Raw genomic sequence first — 18,600 nt, 5'->3', positions numbered from 1 at the left:
GAGCGTCAGGCGGCCAGCGCGCGGCGGGCGTACCCGCGCACGTCGGCGTCGCTGTCGTCGAGGGCGCCGCGCAGCGCGTCGGCCACCGCCGGGTCGGCGGCCCACCGGCCGAGGGTGATCACGGCGGCCTTGCGAACGTCCAGGTGCGGGTCGTCCAGCGCCTTGATCAGCGGGTCGGCCGCCACCTCGCGGGACGCGCCCGCCAGGCCCCGGGCGGCGCCCGTGCGCACCTGCCAGGCCGGGTCGTGCAGCGCCTCGACCGCCTTGCCGTCCAGCGGGGCCGGGCAGCCCACCCCGGCCAGCGCCTCGAACGCGGCGGCGCGCACCAGCGGGTCGGCGTCGCGCACCAGCTCTCCCAGGGGCGCCGCGGCGGCGGCCGCGTCGCCGATCGCGCCCAGGCCGTGCGCCGCGGCCACGCGCACCTCGCGGGACGGGTCGGCGGCGGCGCGGGCGGTCTCGGCGGCCGCGTCGCGGGCGACCAGGCCGCGCACGGCCTGCAGCCGGACGCGGTGGTCGCCGTCGCGCAGCGCGGCGGCGAACAGCGCGGTGTCGCCGAGGCGCAGCGCGCGCAGCACGTCCAGCACCGCCGCCCGGACGGTGGCGTCCCGGCCGTCCAGCGCGGGCAGCAGGGCCTCGCGCAGCTCGGGGGTCGCCGGGAGCACCTCGACGAGCTCGCGCAGCGCGGTCGCGGCGGCGTGCCGCACCGAGCCGTGCCGGTCGCCGAGGGCGCCCGCCAGCGCGCCCGCCACGCCCTCGGGGACGACCTCGGTGAGCGTCGCCACGGCGGCGCGCCGCACCTTGGGGTCGGGGTCGTCCAGGTAGGGGGTGATCTCGTCCAGGGACGGGCCGGTCTCGGCGAGTTCCAGCAGCTCCAGGATGCGCGGGGAGCGCCCCACGGACGCGGCCGGCCGCCCGCCGGAGGCGGTGCGCGACGGCGCGGCCCGCCCGGCGACGCGCACCGGCCCGAGCACCTCCGGCTCGCCCGGCTCCGGCACCGGGAGCCCCTCGACCGGCACCACGTACGGGGCCACCGGCCGCTTGATGAACTCCATCTCGCCGTCCTCGCGGCGCCGCAGGTTCAGGTGGCAGAACCAGGACGAGTCGTCGCGTTCGGGCAGGTCGGCGCGGTCGTGGTAGAGGCCCCACCGGCTTTCGGCGCGCACCAGGGACGCCCGCGCGGCCATCTCGGCGCAGTCGCGGATGAAGGTCACCTCGGCGGCGCGCATCAGCTCGTGCGGGGTGCGCGCGCCCATCGCCGCGATCTCGCCCTCCATGCGCTCGAACGTCTCGACGGCGATCTCCAGCTTGGCGGCCGTCTTGGGCGGCGCGACGTAGTCGTTGACGAACCGGCGCAGCTTGTACTCCACCTGCGGCTGCGGCGGGCCGTCGGGGTTGCGCAGCGGCCGGTAGATCAGCTCGTGCGCGGCGCGGACCTGGTCCTCGGGCAGTTCGTCCGGCGGCGGGACGGCTTGCGTGGCGGCGTCCTCCCCGGCCAGGTCGCCGAACACGAACGCGCCGATCATGTAGTTGTGCGGCACGCAGGCCAGGTCGCCCGCCGCGTACAGGCCGGGGACGGTGGTGCGGGCGTGCTCGTCCACCCACACGCCCGACGCCGAGTGCCCGCCGCACAGGCCGATCTCGGAGATGTGCATCTCCACGTCGTGGGTGCGGTAGTCGTGGCCGCGCCCGGCGTGGAACGTGCCGCGGGTGGGCCGCTCGGTGGTGTGCAGGATGCCCTCCAGCGCGGTGAGCGTCTCGTCGGGCAGGTGGGTGAGCTTGAGGTAGATCGGGCCGCGCGCCGAGTCGATCTCGCGTTTGACCTCGGCCATCATCTGCCCGGACCAGTAGTCGCAGTCGACGAACCGCTCGCCGTGCGCGTTGACCTGGTAGCCGCCGAACGGGTTGGCCACGTAGGCGCAGGCGGGGCCGTTGTAGTCCTTGATCAGCGGGTTGATCTGAAAGCACTCGATGCCGCTCAGCTCGGCGCCCGCGTGGTAGGCCATCGCGTAGCCGTCGCCGGCGTTGGTGGGGTTCTCGTAGGTGCCGTACAGGTAGCCGCTGGCGGGCAGGCCGAGCCGTCCGCACGCGCCGGTGGCCAGGATGACCGCGCCCGCCGCGACGGTGACGAACTCCCCGCTGCGGGTGTCGAACCCGGCGGCGCCCACGGCCCGCCCGTCCCGGGTCAGCACGCGCACGGGCATGACGCGGTTCTCGATCCGCACGCGTTCGCGCATCTCCCGGCGCCGCAGCACCCGGTACAGGACCTTCTTGACGTCCTTGCCCTCGGGCATCGGCAGCACGTACGACCCGGACCGGTGCACCCGCCGCACCGCGTACTCGCCGTGCTCGTCCTTTTCGAACTTCACGCCGTAGCGCTCCAGCCGCCGCACCATCGCGTAGCCGCGGGTGGCGGTCTGCCGGATGGTGCGCTGGTCGACGATCCCGTCGTTGGCGCGGGTGATCTCGGCGACGTACTCCTCGGGGACGGCCTTGCCGGGGATGACGGCGTTGTTCACCCCGTCCATGCCCATGGCCAGCGCCCCCGAGTGCCGCACGTGCGCCTTCTCCAGCAGCAGCACGGACGCGCCGCGCTCGGCGGCGGTGATCGCCGCCATGGTCCCGGCCGTGCCGCCGCCGACGACCAGCACGTCGCAGCGCAGTTCCCGCCGCCGGGTCACGGGCGGAGTCTCCATCAGACGGTCTCCTTGGTCGGTGCGGTCGCGCCGCGGGCGCCCAGCGCGGCCAGGATGCGGTCGCGCAGGTCGCCGGGCGCGGGGGTGTCGGGGTCGCGGGGCGCGGGCACGGCGATCTCGGTGCCGACGCCGTCCGGGCCGAGGACGGCGACGCGGTCGCCCAGCAGCAGCGCCTCGTCCACGTCGTGGGTGACGAACACGACGGTGGCGGGGGCGGTGGCCAGCACCTCCACCAGCAGGCGCTGCATGGCGGCGCGGGTCTGGGCGTCCAGGGCGCCGAACGGCTCGTCCATGAGGATCGCGCGGGGCCCGGCGGCCAGGGTGCGGGCGAGCTGGACGCGCTGCCGCATGCCGCCCGACAGCTGCCGCGGCAGCCGGTCGCCCGCGTCGGCCAGGCCCACGCGCGCCAGCCAGTCCAGCGCCTGCGCGCGGCGTTCGCGGCGCGGCACCCCCCGCATGGCCAGCGGCAGCTCCACGTTGCGGCGCGCGGACCGCCACGGCAGCAACGCGTCGTCCTGGAACATCAGCGCGCGGTCGGGGGACGGCCCGGCGACGGGCGCGCCGTCGGCGGTGATCCGCCCCGCCACGGGTGCCAGCAGCCCGGCGAACGCCCGCAGCAGGGTCGATTTGCCGCATCCGGACGGCCCGACGACCGCGAGGATCTCTCCGGGGCGGATGTCCAGGTCCAGGCCGGTGACGATCGGGGCGCCGCGTCCGTGGCCGAGGTCGACCCCTTCGGCGCGCAGCGCCAGGCCCTTCCCCTGCGGCCTGTCCGGCGATGCGTTGGACCGGGCGTTGGACCGGGTGTCCGACCGGGCGTCCGACCGGGCGTCCGGCGGCGACGCGGCCGGCGGTGTCGGGTGCGTCATCGGGGGCCTCCCTCAGCGCGCGGCAGCCAGCGGGTGACGCGGCGGCCGGCCAGCTCGACCGCCGCGGAGGTGCCCCAGCCGAGCACGCCGATGGTGGTCATGCCGACGAGCACGCCGGGGTAGTCGACGATCGTGTACGCCTGCCAGGTGCGGTAGCCGACGCCGAAGTCACCGGAGATCATCTCGGCGGAGATCACGCAGATCCACGCCACGCCCATGCCGACCGACAGGCCGCCGAACACCCCCGGCAGCACCCCGGGGAGCACCACCTGGGCCAGCACCCGGATCCGGCCGGCGCCCAGGGTGCGCACCGCGTCCTCCCAGACGGTCGGCAGCGCCTGCACGGCGTGCCGGGTGCTCACCAGGACGGGGAAGAACGCCGCCACGAACGTGATGAACACGATCCCCTGCTCGTTGGCGGGGAACAGCAGGATCGCCACCGGCACCAGCGCGATCGCCGGTATGGGGCGGGCCACCTCCAGCAGGGGCCGCAGCAGGTCCCCCGCCCACCGCGACCGCGCCACGGCCATGCCGAGCGCCACGCCCGCCACGGCGGCCAGGCCGAACCCGGTGAGGATGCGCACGAGGCTCTGGGCGAGGTCGGCGTAGAACTGGCCGTGCTGGACCTGCCGGGCGAACTCGCGCGCCACCTCGGCGGGGCCGGGCAGCCGGTCGAACCTCACCCACAGGCGCACGTCGGCCGCGGTGAGCAGGTGCCATGCGGCCACGGCGGCGGCCAGGGACGCGATCCGCACCGGCCAGCGCAGAGCGGTGTTCATGCCCGTTTCACCGCCTCGTCGTAGGAGACGACCTTGGCGCCGCTGTGGGAGGAGACGTACTTCTGGGCGCCCTCCTGGGTGGCGAAGGGCTTGAACCTCTCCCCCTTGTCGGCGGAGGGGTCTTCGACCCACACGTCCTTGTCGGCGAACCAGCGGGTGGCGGTCGCCGCGTCGGGGATGTAGACGGCGCGGACGCGCTTGCCCTCGTCCTGCACGGCCCGCACGTTGCGCAGCAGGCACACGGGGTCGGCGACGGGGCGCGGTTGCGCCTCCCCGGCGACCCACACCTCGCCCGCCTTCGCCGGGTCCTCGACCTGCCGGTCGCAGACGCGGTCGGTGCCCTTGATGGCGGCGGGGTTGGCGGTCGAGGCGACGTCGCGGTCGTACTGGGCGCCGTACACCTGCCGCAGATAGCCGTCGTTGATGAACGGCTTGAGGTCCAGGGGCTGCTGGAGCACCCCGATCGACTTCAGGAACGGCACGTCGTGCGCCAGCGCGTCCCGCAGTTTCGGCTTGATCGTGGGGTCGAAGATGGCCACGCCCCCGGCGCCGTTGTAGAGGTAGACGGTCTCCACGGGCAGCCCGGTGGCGGACGCGACCGTCTCGGCCGCCTTGACGGGGTTGGCGTGCAGGTACCGGGTGGCATCGATCTGGGCCTGCAGGAACGCCTGCAGCACCTTGGGCCGCTCCCCGGCGAACGCCTTGCGCACCACGACGCCGTGGAAGGTGGGCACGTTCAGGTCGCCGCCGTCGTACAGCAGCCGGGCCTGCCCCCGGTTGACCAGCAGGCCGGGCCATGCCACGAACTGCGCCAGCCCCGCGACGCTCCCCGCCTGCAGCGCCGACGCCCCTACGGAGGGCTGCTGGTTCTCGACGGTGACGTCCTTGGCCGGGTCCAGGCCGTACCTCTTCGCCGCCTGGACGAACGTGCCGTGCCCGGCCGACCCCACGCTCGCCGACACCTTGCCGCCGCGCAGGTCGGCCAGCGTGCGGGCGGACGAGTTCGCGGCGACCACCACGCCGTTCAGCGAGCCGCGCATGTTGTAGCCGGTGACCGACACCATCTCGGTGCGGGCGTCGTCCCCCTGGGCCTGCGCCCGCGACCCGTTGATGAGCAGCGGGTAGTCGCCCATCGACCCGATGTCGATCTTGCCGGCGAGCATCTGCGCGGTGATCGGCGCGCCGGTGTCGTAGTCCTGCCACACCACCGTGTAGCGGCGGCCCTCGGCCTTGCCCAGCTCGTTCAGCCGCCGCTCGAACGCGCCCAGCGAGCGCAGCAGGGTGCCCGCCGTGACGGTGTTGATCGTCTTCGACTGGTAGCCGACGACGACCCGCACGGCGCCGTCGCCGCCGTCGGACGCGGCGTTGCCCGCCACCGTGCAGCCGGTCGCCGCCGACAGGGCCGCCGCGACCGCCGCGGCCCTGCGGGCCGCTGCCTTCCGGGATATCGATTTCCGCATGGGGTTCCTCAACGCAGCAGGTACGGCATGTTGACGGTGACGGCGCCGGTCGGGCACCGGTCGGCGCAGGGCCCGCAGTACCAGCACTCGTCGACGTGCATGTAGGCCTTGCCGGTCTCGGGGTGGATGGCCAGCGCGTCCAGCGGGCACACGTCCACGCACAGGGTGCAGCCGTCGATGCACAGCGCCTCGTCCACCGTCACGGGGACGTCGGCGCGGGACTCGACCAGGGCCATGGCGATGCTCCAGATATCGACTCGTGGGGTATGACAGGCGGGGTGCTCGTGGCTGGGGGTTACCGGCAGGGGCCGCGGCGCAGGGTGCCGCGCATGGTGATCCGGTCGCCGCGGAAGCGGATGAACTCCAGGTCGACGGGGCGGCCGTCGGCCAGATGGGTGAGCCGCTCGACCATCATCAGCGCCGCCCCGCGCGGGGCGTCCAGCGTGGCCGCCGAGTGCGGGTCGGCGTTGACCGCCTCGAGCGTCAGCTCGGCGCGCCCCAGCGGCTGCCCGGCGATGCGCTCCAGCAGGACGAACACGTCGTTGTGCGCCAAATCCTCGGTCAGCAGCGGCTCGCCCAGGTCGCGCGGGATGTAGGTGAGGTCCAGCGACAGCGGCAGCCCGTTGAGGCGGCGCAGCCGCTCGATGTAGACCACCGGCTCGGCCTCCGCCAGGCCCAGCCGGGCGGCGATCTCGCGCGGCGGCGTGATCAGGCCGGTGGTGCGGACCTCGTTGCCGACCTCGCCGTGCTCGCGCAGCGTCTCGGCCAGGCCGAGCAGCCGCTCCAGCGGGTGCGGGTACTTCGCGCCGACCACGACCGTGCCCACGCCCGGGCAGCGTTCGACCAGGCCCTCGCCGCGCAGCAGGTCCAGGGCGTCGCGGACGGCGTTGCGGGTGGCGCCGAACTCGCGCACCAGGTCGGCCTCGGCGGGCAGCACGCCGGACGGGAAGGCGCCGTGCCGCACCTGCCGCCGCAGCACGTCGGCGACCTGCCGGGCGCGGTCGGCCCGCAGCCGCCGCGCGTCGCTCAGCGACAGGGCGGCGGGCAGGGCCGGTGCAGAGGAGTTCTCGCTGGTCACGGGCATACCATATAAAGCCGGTCTGAAATAGGGAATACCGGAGGCGTCCCGCCACCCCGCCACCCGCCGCCACCGCGCCCACCTGCGGCGCCGCGCCGCCCCGCGCCACTTCCGCCACCCCCGCCCCCGGGGCGATGCGGGCAGGTCCCGGGAGGTAAGGCTTGATCCAAAAGGGCGAAACCGGTCACCGGGAGGACTACCATCGGACGACGTGACGACCACCATCAGCCTTGACAGTGCGGCCCCGGCCAGACTCGACGTCGACGCGCTCGTGATCGGCGTCGTCCCGACCGGGCGGGACGGCGACGGCGTACGACCGGCGGCGGGAGCCGAGGGGGTCGACGAGGCCCTCGGCGGGCGGCTGACCGACGCGCTGCGCGCGGTGGGCGCGACCGGCAAGGCCGAGGAGGTCACCCGGGTGCCCACCCTGGGCGCGCTGCCCGCCCCGCTGATCGTCGCGGTCGGCCTGGGCGAGTCGCCGGACGCCGAGGCGCTGCGCCGCGCCGCCGGAGCGGCCGTGCGCGCGCTGGCCGGCACCCGGCGCGCCGCCGTCGCGCTGCCCGCCGCCACCGCCGGCGAGGTGGAGGCGGTCGCACTGGGCGCACTGCTGGGCAACTACGCCTTCCACGAGTTCCGCACCGGCGACCGCAAGGACCCGGTCGAGCAGCTCACCGTGGTCGCCTCCGCCGACGGCGGGCAGCAGGCGCTCGACCGCGCCCGCACCCTGGCCGAGGCGGTCTGCCTGGTGCGCGACCTGGTCAACACGCCGCCGTCCCACCTGACCCCCGACGACCTGGCCCGCACCGCCGAGCGGGTGGCGAGCGAAACCGGCCTGGGCATCGAGATCCTGGACGACAAGGCGCTGGCCGAGGGCGGCTACGGCGGCCTGGTCGGCGTCGGGCAGGGCTCGGTCAACCCGCCGCGGCTGGTGCGCCTGGCCTACCGCCACCCCGAGGCCCAGCGGACCCTCGCGCTGGTCGGCAAGGGCATCACCTTCGACTCGGGCGGCCTGTCGCTCAAGCCGTCGGAGTCCATGGCCTGGATGAAGTCCGACATGGGCGGCGCGGGCGCCGTGCTGGGCGCGCTGTCGGCGATCGCCCGGCTCGGCGTGAAGGTCAACGCCGTCGGCTACCTGGCGCTGGCCGAGAACATGCCGAGCGGCACCGCCCAGCGCCCGTCCGACGTGCTGCGGGTGTACGGCGGCAAGACCGTCGAGGTGCTCAACACCGACGCCGAGGGCCGCCTGGTCCTGGCCGACGCTCTGGTGCGCGCCGGCGAGGACGACCCCGACCTGCTGGTCGACGTCGCCACCCTCACCGGCGCGCAGATCGTCGCGCTGGGCACCCGCACCGCGGGGGTGATGGCCAACGACGACGACCTGCGTGAGAAGGTGGTCGCGGCGGCCCGGGACGCGGGCGAGGCGTTCTGGGGCATGCCGCTCCCGGCGGAGCTGCGCAAGGGCCTCGACTCGGCGGTGGCCGACATCGCCAACATCAGCGGCGAGCGGTGGGGCGGCATGCTCGTGGCGGGCGTGTTCCTCAAGGAGTTCGTCCGCGACGGGCTGCGCTGGGCGCACCTGGACATCGCCGGTCCCTCCTTCAACCAGGGCGAGCCGCACGGCTACACCCCCAAGGGCGGCACCGGAGCGGCGACCCGCGCGCTGGTCCGCATCGCCGAGGACCTGGCCGCAGGGAGCCTGTAGCCGCCGCGGCGGCGCCAGGTCCGGCCGCGGCGGCGCGGCCGGCGGCGCCGCCGAGGGACCCCGCCCCGGGACGCCCCGCGCCCGCCCGTACGGGCGGCCGGAGAACCGAATAGATTTCCTCATGGCGACGGGGCCGCGTGCGCTGAGCCCGGCCGCCGCACAGCAACAGCGCGCAGACCGGAAAGGGAGCGTCCAGTGGCCGACAACGGCCCCTTCGACATCGTGGTCCTCGGCGGCGGCAGCGGAGGATACGCATGCGCCCTGCGCGCCGCCGAACTCGGCATGAGCACGGCGCTGGTCGAACGCGACAGGCTCGGCGGCACGTGCCTCAACCGGGGCTGCATCCCCACCAAGGCGCTGCTGCACGCCGCCGAGGTCGCCGACCAGACCCGCGAGGCGGCACGGTTCGGTGTCAAGGCCTCCTACGAGGGCATCGACATCGCGGGCGTGCACGCCTACAAGGACAAGATCGTGTCCGGCACCGTCAAGGGGCTCACCGGGCTCATCAAGTCCAAGGGCATCACCGTGGTCGAGGGCGAGGGCAGGCTGACCGGCCCGACCTCCGTGGCGGTCACCGGCGCGGACGGCGCCGTCACCGTCCTGGAGGGGCGGCACATCGTGCTGGCCACCGGCTCGGCCCCCAAGTCCCTGCCCGGCCTGGACATCGACGGCGAGCGGATCATCACCAGCGACCACGCGCTGACCCTCGACCGGGTGCCCGCCTCGGTGGTCATCCTGGGCGGCGGCGTGATCGGCGTGGAGTTCGCCGGCATCTGGCGCTCGTTCGGCGCCGAGGTCACCATCGTCGAGGCGCTGCCGCACCTGCTGCCGCAGGAGGAGGAGTCGTCGTCCAAGCGGCTGGAGCGGGCGTTCCGCAACCGCGGCATCGGCTTGGAGCTGGGCGTCCGCTTCGAGAAGGCGGAGACCACCGCGCAGGGCGTGCGCGTCGCGCTGGAGGGCGGCAGAGTCCTGGAGGCCGAGCTGCTGCTCGTCGCCGTCGGCCGCGGCCCGGTGTCGGACGGCATCGGGCTGGAGGAGGCCGGCGTGGCCACCGAGCGCGGGTATGTCAAGGTGGACGAGTACTGCCGCACCAGCGTCCCCACGATCTCGGCGGTCGGCGACCTGGTGGCGACCCCGCAGCTCGCCCACGTCGGCTTCGCCGAGGGCATCCTGGTGGCCGAGCGGCTCGGCGGCCTCGACCCGCAGCCGATCGACTACGACGGGGTGCCGCGCATCACCTACTCCGATCCCGAGGTCGCCTCGGTCGGGTTGACCACCCGGGCGGCGCGGGAGCGGGGGCACGAGGTCAGGGAGTTCACCTACGACCTGGCCGGCAACCCCAGGAGCAAGATCCTGGGCACCCAGGGGGAGGTGAAGGTGATCGCGGCCGTGGACGGTCCCGTGCTCGGGATCCACATGGTCGGCGCCCGCGTCGGAGAACTGATCACCGAAGGTCAGCTCATCTACAACTGGGAGGCCCTGCCGAGCGAGGTCGCCCAGCTCATCCACCCCCACCCGACCCAATCCGAAGCGGTCGGCGAGGCACACCTCGCCCTCGCCGGCAAGCCATTGCACGTGCACGGCTGAACGCCCGCACGCGAGAGATTCCAAAGGAGTCGCTGAGAGTCATGTCGGTCTCCGTCACCATGCCCCAGCTCGGCGAGAGCGTCACCGAGGGCACCGTCACCCGCTGGCTGAAGAAGGAGGGTGAGCACGTCGAGACGGACGAGCCGCTTCTCGAAGTGTCGACCGACAAGGTCGACACCGAGATCCCTTCTCCCGCGTCGGGTGTGCTGGTCAAGATCACCGTTGCCGAGGACGAGACCGTCGAGGTCGGCGCCGAGCTCGCCGTGATCGGCGACCAGGCCGAGGCCGCCGCCGCGCCGCCGGCGCCCGAGCAGCCCGCCGCGCAGGAGGCGCCCGCGCCGGCGCCGGAGGCCCCGGCCCCGCAGCAGCCCGCCCCGCAGCAGCCCGCGCCGCCCGTCGCGCCGCAGCAGGCGCCGCCGCCGAGCGCGTGGCCGCCGCCGGCCGCCCCGGCGCAGCCCGCCCAGCCGCCGACGCCGCCGCAGCCGACGCCCGCCGCGCAGCAGCCCGCGGCCGGAACCGCCCCGGCCGAGCCGGCGGCGGACGCCCCGTACGTGACGCCGCTGGTGCGCAAGCTGGCCGCCGAGCACAACGTCGACCTGTCCACGGTCAAGGGCACCGGCGTGGGCGGCCGCATCCGCAAGCAGGACGTGCTGGAGGCGGCGCGCGCCGCCCAGGAGGCCGCCCGGCAGCAGGCCGCCGCGCAGGCCGCGCCCGCCGCGGCCCCGGCGGCTCCCGCGCAGGCCCCCGCCGCGCCGGTCGCGGTGCCGCCGGAGGCCGCCGCGCTGCGCGGCAAGACCGAGAAGATGAGCCGCACCCGGCAGACCATCGCCCGCCGCATGGTGGAGTCGCTGCAGGTCTCCGCGCAGCTCACCACCGTGGTCGAGGTCGACGTCACCAAGCTCGCCAGGCTGCGGGAGCGGGCCAAGGACGACTTCCAGGCCCGCGAGGGCGTCAAGCTGTCGTTCCTGCCGTTCTTCGCGCTGGCGGCGGTCGAGGCGCTGAAGGTTCACCCCAAGCTCAACGCCGTCATCAACAGCGAGACCAACGAGGTCACCTACCACGACGTGGAGAACCTCGGCATCGCCGTGGACGTGCCCGAGCGCGGCCTGATGGTCCCGGTCATCCACAACGCCGGGCAGCTCAACCTGGCGGGGCTGGCCAAGCGCATCGCCGACCTGGCCGAGCGGACCCGCACCAACAGGCTCAGCCCGGACGAGGTGGCGGGCGGCACGTTCACGCTGACCAACACCGGCAGCCGCGGCGCGCTGTTCGACACCCCGATCCTCAACCAGCCGCAGGTCGGCATGCTGGGCACCGGCGCGGTCGTCAAGCGCCCGGCCGTCATCGACGACCCGAACCTGGGCGAGGTCATCGCGGTGCGGTCCATGGTCTACCTGGCCCTGACCTACGACCACCGCCTGATCGACGGCGCCGACGCCGCCCGCTTCCTCGGCACCGTCAAGCACCGCCTGGAGGAGGGCAACTTCGAGTCCGAGCTCGGCCTCTGAGAGCGTCCGGCAGCCGTGGGAACCCCGCCGCTCCGCCGGGAGCGGCGGGGTTCCGCACGTCCGGGCTTCCCGGGTGCGGAGCCTTCACCAAGAAACGCCAAAGTCGGTCACGTTGCCGCCAGGCGCCCGTAGCGTGACGGGTGAACCCGAGCACCCCCGCACGGCGACGGAGGCGAGACAGTGAGCACCGACGGCCAGCCCCACATCGTCGCGATCGGCGGCGGAAGCTTCGTGCCCGACGCCCGTTACGGGTACGAGCCGAGCCCGCTGCTGCGCTACGCCCTCGACCTGACCGGGCAGGACCGTCCCCGGGTCTGCTTCCTGACCACCGCCCTCGGCGACGGCGCCGAGCACGTCGCCCGCGGCTACGCCGCCTTCTCCCAGCTGGACGCCGAGGTCAGCCACCTGGTGCTGTTCCCCATGCCGAACATGGCGGACATGCGCTCGCACCTGCTGTCGCAGGACCTGGTGTACGTGTTCGGCGGCAGCACCGCCAACCTGCTGGCGCTGTGGCGGCTGCACGGGCTCGACGAGATGATGCGGGAGGCGTGGACGGAGGGCGTGGTGCTGTGCGGGCAGAGCGCGGGCGCGCTGTGCTGGCACACGGGCGGCACCACCGACTCGTTCGGGCCGAACCTGCGGCCGCTGGCCGACGGGCTGGGGCTGCTGCCGTACTCGTGCGGCGTCCACTACGACAGCGAGCCGGAGCGCCGTCCCCTGCTGCACCAGCTCGTCGCCGAGGGGACCCTGGCGGAGGCGTACGCCGCCGACGAGAAGGCGGCCCTGCACTACGTGGGCACCGAGCTGGTCCAGGCGGTGTCCTACGGCAAGGGCGCGGGCGCCTACCACGTCGTGCCGGACGGCTCCGGCTCGGCCGCCGAGCGCCGCATCGAGCCCAGGCTGCTCGCCTCGTCATGACGACCCCGGGCATAAGCTGGGCGTCGTGACCGATCTGAAGGTAGACGTACGCGAGCCGGAGACCACGAGCACTCCGGCCGCCGCGCGCGAACTGGTCGTCGTGCACGCCGGGTTCGGGGACGCGGCCGTCCCCTACGAGGCGGGCTGGGATCTGCAGCGCCGCACCCACGCGCTGCGGGCCGACGGCCTCATCCCCGACACCGTCCTGCTGCTGGAGCACGAACCCGTCTACACGGCGGGCAAGCGGACCGAGCCGCTGGACCGGCCGATCGGCGACCCCGGCGCCCCGGTCGTGGACGTCGACCGCGGCGGGAAGATCACTTGGCACGGTCCAGGGCAGCTCACCGGCTACCCCATCGTCCGGCTGCCGGACCCGGTGGACGTGGTCGGCTACGTGCGGCTGCTGGAGAAGATGATGATGGCGGTCTGCACCGAGCTCGGCCTGGAGACCGTCACGGTGGAGGGCCGCAGCGGGCTGTGGGTGCCCGGCAGCCCCGACCGCAAGATCGGCTCCATCGGGATCCGGGTGGCGCGCGGGGTCACCATGCACGGCTTCATGCTGAACTGCGACTGCGACATGTCGTGGTTCGACCGCATCGTCCCGTGCGGGATCCGCGACGTCGGCTCCACCTCGCTGTCCCTCGAGCTCGGCCGCACCGTCACCGTCGCCGAGATCACGCCCCTGGTGGAGCGACACCTGGCCGACGTGCTGGGCGCCTCCGGCGTCCTGCACCGCACCACCGCCCAGCTGCTCGGCTCCTGACGTTTTTGCCGTACCGGCCGGGTCGGCGGCCCGGCCGGTCAGCCGGTCTGGGTCATCACCTTGTAGACGGCCTGCTCGTCGGCGGCGGCCTTGCCGAAGAACTCGGTGAGCCGCGCGTAGGCGGGCGCGAGCACCCGGTCGCGGTCCATGGCGGCGGCGTCCTGCACCTCGGCGGCGGCCATCGCCTCCGGGTCGAACCGGTCGGCGATCGTCTCGAACGGGGTGCCGGCCAGGTGCTCGGCGGCGGCCGCGACCCGCTCGGGCGCCAGGTAGATCACGTCCATGCCCAGCTCGCCGGCGCCGTCCTCGGTGAGCAGGCGGCCGCCGCACACCACGTCGGCGGCGGGGGCGCGGCCCTCCCAGGCGTCCCCGGTGATCAGGTAGTGCAGCGCCTGCCAGGCGGCGCCGAGGTCGACGATGTGCTCGGCGGGGTGGCGGCGCCGCCAGTCGGCGATGCCGAACACCAGCCGGGCGATGCGCGAGGGGTCGGGCTCGCCCTCCAGCGTCGGCGGCACCCTCAGGTACGTCATGGCCAGTCCCACGGTGGTTCCTCCGTACGGGGTCGAGACGGCGACAGGGTGTCACCTTAGAAAGAACCGCCGATACGGAGGGTGGAAACGCGGGAATCGGCCTGCCTGATTCGTCCCCCGTCCGCCGTTTGCGATGGGGCGCAGGTCACCATGCGGGGGTTGTACTGGGCGTCCGGTATGGGACGTACCCTGTGAGGGTGACGACGGTGACACCCGAGGGGCGCAGGCTCCTGCGCATCGAAGCCCGCAACAGCCAGACGCCGATCGAGCGCAAGCCCGAGTGGATCAAAACGCGGCTGAAGACCGGTCCGCAGTACCGCGAGCTGATGGGCCTGGTGAAGTCCGAGGGGCTGCACACGGTGTGCCAGGAGGCGGGCTGCCCCAACATCTACGAGTGCTGGGAGGACCGGGAGGCCACCTTCCTCATCGGCGGCGACCAGTGCACCCGGCGCTGCGACTTCTGCCAGATCGACACCGGCAAGCCCGCCGAGCTCGACCGCGACGAGCCGCGCCGGGTGGCCGAGTCGGTCGCTCGGATGGGGCTGCGGTACGCCACCGTCACCGGCGTGGCCCGCGACGACCTGGAGGACGGCGGCGCCTGGCTGTACGCCGAGACCGTGCGCGCCATCCACGGCGCTGTGCCCGGCTGCGGCGTCGAGCTGCTGATCCCCGACTTCAACGGCCGCCCCGACCTGCTCGGCGAGGTGTTCGGCGCGCGTCCGGAGGTGCTGGCGCACAACGTGGAGACCGTGCCGCGCATCTTCAAGCGCATCCGTCCCGCCTTCCGGTACGAGCGGTCGCTGGACGTGCTCACCCAGGCCCGCGCGGCCGGGCTGGTCACCAAGTCCAACCTGATCCTGGGCATGGGCGAGACCCGCGAGGAGGTCTCCCAGGCGCTGCGCGACCTGCACGAGGCGGGCTGCGAGCTGGTCACCATCACCCAGTACCTGCGGCCCACCCCGCGGCACCATCCGGTGGAGCGGTGGGTCAAGCCCGAAGAGTTCGTCGAGCTGCGCGAGGAGGCCGAGGAGATCGGCTTCGCCGGGGTGATGTCCGGGCCGCTGGTGCGCTCCAGCTACCGCGCCGGGCGGCTCTACCGGCAGGCGATCGAGGCCCGCGAGCCCTGACACCGGCCCGTCCGCGCCGCGCGGCCGGCGGGCCGCCCGCACCCGGTCGGCGGATATGCGCCGGTCGGGGAGATGTCGGGCGAGTGGTACGACGGCACTATCCTTGAGGCCATGTCGAACAAGCCGACGGACGGGGCCCAGGAGCGTCCGGGCCGCTTCCAGCAGATCCGACTGGTCGCCCGGCTGCTCAAGCAGGCCGATCCCAAGGCCCTGCCGATCGTGTTCGCCTCCGCGCTCGGCACCCTGGTCGTCGTCATCCTGATCGGGGTGGTCGTCGGCAGCCTGTGGTTCTTCATCCCGCTGGCGCTGCTGGCCGCGGCCGCCGTCGGCATGATCGTGTTCGGTCAGCTGGCGCAGCGCGCGCAGTACAAGATGATCGCCGGGCAGCCGGGCGCGGCCGCGGCGATCCTGAAGAGCATGCGCGGCAACTGGACGGTCACCGAGGCCGTCGCCGGCAACCGCAACCTCGACATGGTGCACCGCGTGGTGGGGCGCCCCGGGGTGATCCTGGTGTCCGAGGGCCCGCCCAACCGGGTGAAGGCGCTGCTGGGGGCGGAGAAGAAGCGCATCGCGCGCGCCGCCCAGCAGGTGCCGATCTACGACGTGCAGGTCGGCGACGCCGACGGCCAGATCCCGGTGGACAAGCTGCAGCGGCACCTGATGAAGCTTCCCCGCAACCTCACCAAGGGGCAGGTCGGCGAGCTGAACGACCGGCTGCGGGCGCTCCCCCGCGCCATGCAGATGCCCAAGGGCCCGATGCCGAAGGGCGTCCGGATGCCCAAGGGGCCCAAGCCCAAGATGCGCTGACCGCCTCCCTGTACGACGCGCAAGAAAGCGCCCCCGGTCCGGGGGCGCTTCTTGGTGTTCGTGTCCGGTGTGCGGGCCCTGCCCGTGCTCTGCGGGGCTGCGGGGAGCGCGTCAGAGGTTGACGACGATGGTGTTGGCGGCGCGGTCGTGCAGGCCGCGGTGGTCGCGGTCCCAGATCAGCGCGGGCACGACCGCCACCAGCAGGACGGCGCGGGCCAGCCCCCATACGGGCCCGACGGGGCGGCCGTCCAGCCGCGCCACCCGGATGCCGCAGATCCGCTTGCCGATCGTGATGCCGAGCAGCCCGACCAGCACCCAGGCCTGCACGCCGAACACCAGCAGCGTCGTCAGGCTGCGCTCGGGCGGCGACAGCTCGAACACGCGCGCCAGGAGGCTGGCGACCAGCAGGGACAGCCCCCAGTCGATGAACAGGGCCAGCAGGCGGCGGCCGTACCCGGCGACGGCTCCGCCGCCCTGCTCGGGCAACCCGAGCCGCTCGCCCGGGTAGCCGAGGTCCGCACCGGCCGAGCGGGCGCCGCCCAGCCACGTCTGCGTCCACCGCGCCCCCGCGGCGGGCCGCTCCTTACCGCTGCTGCTCATGGCCTCTACGCTATCCGCTCCCCGCGGTGGGTCCCCATCGGCTCCCCGCGGCCGGCGACGCCGCCGGACACCGGCGAGGCTCACGGGACCGATGAAACTTAGTGAAACGGCACGGACGCCCCCAAAACCGCCACCCAACGTGAGCCGTAACACACGCGAAACATATGGGACACGGTAGGGAAACGGCCTGGCCATAGCCTCCTCTGGAGCCGAAAGCGCCCCAAGGAGGCTGGATGTTCAGCAGCGCCGAAGAGGTCCTGAGCTATATCGAACGCGAAGGCGTGCGTTTCGTCGACTGTCGATTCGTCGACCTGCCCGGGAAGATGCAGCACTTCACGTTCCCCGTGGAGAGCTTCGGCGAGAGCGTCTTCACCGAGGGGCTGATGTTCGACGGCTCGTCGGTCCGCGGCTTCCAGGAGATCCACGAGTCGGACATGCTGCTGCTGCCGGACCCGAGCACCGCGGTGCTCGACCCGTTCCGCCAGCACAAGACCCTCAACCTCAACTTCTTCGTCCACGACCCGCTGACCGGCGAGCCCTACAGCCGCGACCCGCGCAACGTGGCCAAGAAGGCGCAGGAGTACCTGCGCGGCACCGGCATCGCCGACACCGCGTTCTTCGGCCCCGAGGCCGAGTTCTACATCTTCGACGACGTCCGCTTCGAGACCAAGCAGAACGCGGGCTACTACTTCCTCGACTCGGTCGAGGGCGCCTGGAACACCGGGCGCGAGGAGGCCGGCGGCAACCTCGGCGCCAAGCCGCCGTACAAGGGCGGCTACTTCCCCGTCCCCCCGATGGACCACTTCACCGACCTGCGCTCGGAGATGGTCTCCCAGCTGCTCGGGGTGGGCGTCCAGGTGGAGATGCAGCACCACGAGGTCGGCACGGCGGGCCAGGCCGAGATCGACTTCCGCTTCGACACGCTGCTGAAGACGGCCGACAACCTGCTGCTCTACAAGTACGTCGTCAAGAACGTGGCGCGCGCCGCGGGCAAGACGGTGACGTTCATGCCCAAGCCGATCTTCGGTGACAACGGGTCGGGCATGCACTGCCACCAGTCGCTGTGGAAGGACGGCTCGCCGCTGTTCTACGACGAGGTCGGCTACGCGGGCCTGTCGGACACCGCCCGCTACTACATCGGCGGCCTGCTCAAGCACGCCCCGGCGCTGCTGGCCTTCACCAACCCGACGGTGAACTCCTACCACCGCCTGGTGCCCGGCTTCGAGGCCCCGGTCAACCTGGTGTACTCGCAGCGCAACCGGTCGGCCTGCATCCGCATCCCGATCACCGGCTCCAACCCCAAGGCCAAGCGGGTCGAGTTCCGCGTGCCGGACCCGTCCTGCAACCCGTACCTGGCCTTCTCGGCGATGCTGATGGCGGGCCTGGACGGCATCAAGAACAAGATCGAGCCCGCCGAGCCGGTGGACAAGGACCTCTACGAGCTGCCGCCCGAGGAGGCCCGCGCCATCCCGCAGGTGCCCGGCTCGCTGGAGAAGGTCCTGGACGCCCTGGAGGACGACCACGACTTCCTCCTGGAGGGCGGGGTGTTCACCCCCGACCTCATCGAGACCTGGATCTCCATGAAGCGCGAGTTCGAGATCGACCCGATCCGCCTGCGCCCCCACCCGCACGAGTTCGAGCTCTACTACGACGTGTGACCGGTCGGGGCGCGCTGACCTGGCACATCATCAGCGTGCCCCCGCCTGGTTCCGTCTGAGTTGCACTACGACGTCTGATCGCGGCGCCCGACCGGGCGTCGCGGTATCCGGGGCTGCTTGAGGGCATCGCCAGGGGCACGTCGGCAAGCGAGCGGCCGCCCGGCCGCCGGTCCGCAACGGGCAGGCGGTCGGGCGGCCTTTTCGCATGCGCCTGGGCTCGCCCACCGCGGCGGCGGCGGCACTGTGCGTGACAGGGGTCCTGACCTCGGCCGCATCGCTCACGGGTGACAGCTCCCTGGCCAGTGGGCGCCAGGCGTCTTCGCGCGGTGACGGACAGTGACCGCCCGGCCTACCCTGAGAGCGTCACCGGCGGCCGGCCGCACCAGGCCGCGGCGGGGCGTCCGGGCAGCACGTCCGGCGGCGGGCGCCACCGGCCCGCCCCGGCGGCGCCGGCGGCCGTCCGGGCCAGGCCGGCGCGCCGGTGGCGTCCGGGCCCGAGCTTGGGAGGCGCGCGACGGCCG

General features: G+C 73.6%; 16 protein-coding genes. 8 read left to right on the top strand and 8 right to left on the bottom strand.

Features of this window, described 5'->3' with window-relative positions; genetic code table 11:
• Positions 1–5 precede the first annotated feature (5 nt).
• Genes QSK22_RS03325 through QSK22_RS03300 form a run of 6 tightly spaced genes read right to left on the bottom strand, consistent with a single transcriptional unit; the run spans position 6 to position 6,879 of the window.
• Positions 6–2,693: a fumarate reductase/succinate dehydrogenase flavoprotein subunit gene (locus QSK22_RS03325; RefSeq protein ID WP_285492436.1), complete on the bottom strand. Its 2,688-nt coding sequence runs from the start codon at positions 2,691–2,693 to the stop codon at positions 6–8.
• A complete protein-coding gene (locus QSK22_RS03320) occupies positions 2,693–3,562 on the bottom strand; it encodes an ABC transporter ATP-binding protein (RefSeq protein ID WP_285492435.1) in 870 nt (289 codons plus the stop codon). Before QSK22_RS03320 ends, QSK22_RS03325 begins: the two co-directional genes overlap by 1 nt.
• Positions 3,559–4,341, bottom strand: a complete 783-nt coding sequence (locus QSK22_RS03315) for an ABC transporter permease (protein ID WP_285492434.1) — start codon at positions 4,339–4,341, stop codon at positions 3,559–3,561. The genes QSK22_RS03320 and QSK22_RS03315 overlap by 4 nt, the downstream gene beginning before the upstream one ends.
• Positions 4,338–5,801 (bottom strand): ABC transporter substrate-binding protein, encoded by a 1,464-nt coding sequence (locus QSK22_RS03310; RefSeq protein ID WP_285492433.1) that lies wholly within the window; start codon positions 5,799–5,801, stop codon positions 4,338–4,340. The genes QSK22_RS03315 and QSK22_RS03310 overlap by 4 nt, the downstream gene beginning before the upstream one ends.
• 8 nt (positions 5,802–5,809) lie before the next feature.
• A complete protein-coding gene (locus QSK22_RS03305) occupies positions 5,810–6,037 on the bottom strand; it encodes a 4Fe-4S dicluster domain-containing protein (protein ID WP_285492432.1) in 228 nt (75 codons plus the stop codon).
• A gap of 59 nt (positions 6,038–6,096) precedes the next feature.
• Positions 6,097–6,879, bottom strand: coding sequence for a GntR family transcriptional regulator (locus QSK22_RS03300; RefSeq protein ID WP_285492431.1), 783 nt, complete (start codon positions 6,877–6,879; stop codon positions 6,097–6,099).
• Positions 6,880–7,090: 211 nt separating this feature from the next.
• Between QSK22_RS03300 and QSK22_RS03295 the strand changes: the two genes are divergently transcribed.
• The 5 genes from QSK22_RS03295 to lipB all read left to right on the top strand — a co-directional run bounded on the left by QSK22_RS03295 (position 7,091) and on the right by lipB (position 13,357).
• The gene (locus QSK22_RS03295; protein ID WP_285492430.1) at positions 7,091–8,581 is read left to right on the top strand and encodes a leucyl aminopeptidase; all 1,491 of its coding nucleotides are present in this window, start codon (positions 7,091–7,093) and stop codon (positions 8,579–8,581) included.
• A gap of 195 nt (positions 8,582–8,776) precedes the next feature.
• Positions 8,777–10,168: a dihydrolipoyl dehydrogenase gene (lpdA, locus tag QSK22_RS03290; RefSeq protein WP_285492429.1), complete on the top strand. Its 1,392-nt coding sequence runs from the start codon at positions 8,777–8,779 to the stop codon at positions 10,166–10,168.
• Between the two features lie 41 nt (positions 10,169–10,209).
• Complete coding sequence (gene sucB, locus QSK22_RS03285) at positions 10,210–11,676, top strand: 2-oxoglutarate dehydrogenase, E2 component, dihydrolipoamide succinyltransferase (protein ID WP_285492428.1); 1,467 nt, start codon at positions 10,210–10,212, stop codon at positions 11,674–11,676.
• Between the two features lie 180 nt (positions 11,677–11,856).
• Entirely contained in the window at positions 11,857–12,594 is a 738-nt protein-coding gene (locus QSK22_RS03280; protein ID WP_285492427.1) for a Type 1 glutamine amidotransferase-like domain-containing protein, read from the top strand.
• Between the two features lie 25 nt (positions 12,595–12,619).
• Entirely contained in the window at positions 12,620–13,357 is a 738-nt protein-coding gene (gene lipB, locus QSK22_RS03275; protein ID WP_502872263.1) for a lipoyl(octanoyl) transferase LipB, read from the top strand.
• A 38-nt stretch (positions 13,358–13,395) separates the two neighbouring features.
• Here lipB and QSK22_RS03270 read toward each other — a convergent pair whose 3' ends face one another.
• The gene (locus tag QSK22_RS03270; RefSeq protein WP_285492426.1) at positions 13,396–13,899 is read right to left on the bottom strand and encodes a DUF1877 family protein; all 504 of its coding nucleotides are present in this window, start codon (positions 13,897–13,899) and stop codon (positions 13,396–13,398) included.
• Positions 13,900–14,084: 185 nt separating this feature from the next.
• Here QSK22_RS03270 and lipA point away from each other — a divergent pair, with 185 nt between their 5' ends.
• Both lipA and QSK22_RS03260 read left to right on the top strand, forming a co-directional pair.
• Positions 14,085–15,014, top strand: coding sequence for a lipoyl synthase (gene lipA / locus QSK22_RS03265; protein WP_285492425.1), 930 nt, complete (start codon positions 14,085–14,087; stop codon positions 15,012–15,014).
• A 111-nt stretch (positions 15,015–15,125) separates the two neighbouring features.
• Positions 15,126–15,821 carry a DUF4191 domain-containing protein gene (locus tag QSK22_RS03260; protein ID WP_285492424.1) on the top strand — a complete coding sequence of 232 codons (696 nt, stop codon included), beginning with the start codon at positions 15,126–15,128 and terminating at the stop codon, positions 15,819–15,821.
• Between the two features lie 111 nt (positions 15,822–15,932).
• On the opposite strand, the gene QSK22_RS03255 is transcribed toward QSK22_RS03260, so the two are convergent.
• Positions 15,933–16,421, bottom strand: coding sequence for an RDD family protein (locus QSK22_RS03255; RefSeq protein WP_285492423.1), 489 nt, complete (start codon positions 16,419–16,421; stop codon positions 15,933–15,935).
• A 233-nt stretch (positions 16,422–16,654) separates the two neighbouring features.
• Here QSK22_RS03255 and glnA point away from each other — a divergent pair, with 233 nt between their 5' ends.
• Positions 16,655–18,079, top strand: a complete 1,425-nt coding sequence (gene glnA / locus QSK22_RS03250) for a type I glutamate--ammonia ligase (RefSeq protein WP_285492422.1) — start codon at positions 16,655–16,657, stop codon at positions 18,077–18,079.
• The last annotated feature ends 521 nt before the right edge of the window (positions 18,080–18,600 follow it).

Origin of the sequence: Actinomadura sp. NBRC 104425, assembly GCF_030269545.1 — a bacterium.
In the GTDB taxonomy this organism is placed as follows: domain Bacteria; phylum Actinomycetota; class Actinomycetes; order Streptosporangiales; family Streptosporangiaceae; genus Spirillospora; species Spirillospora keratinilytica.
This window is presented reverse-complemented; position numbering and strand designations above follow the sequence as displayed.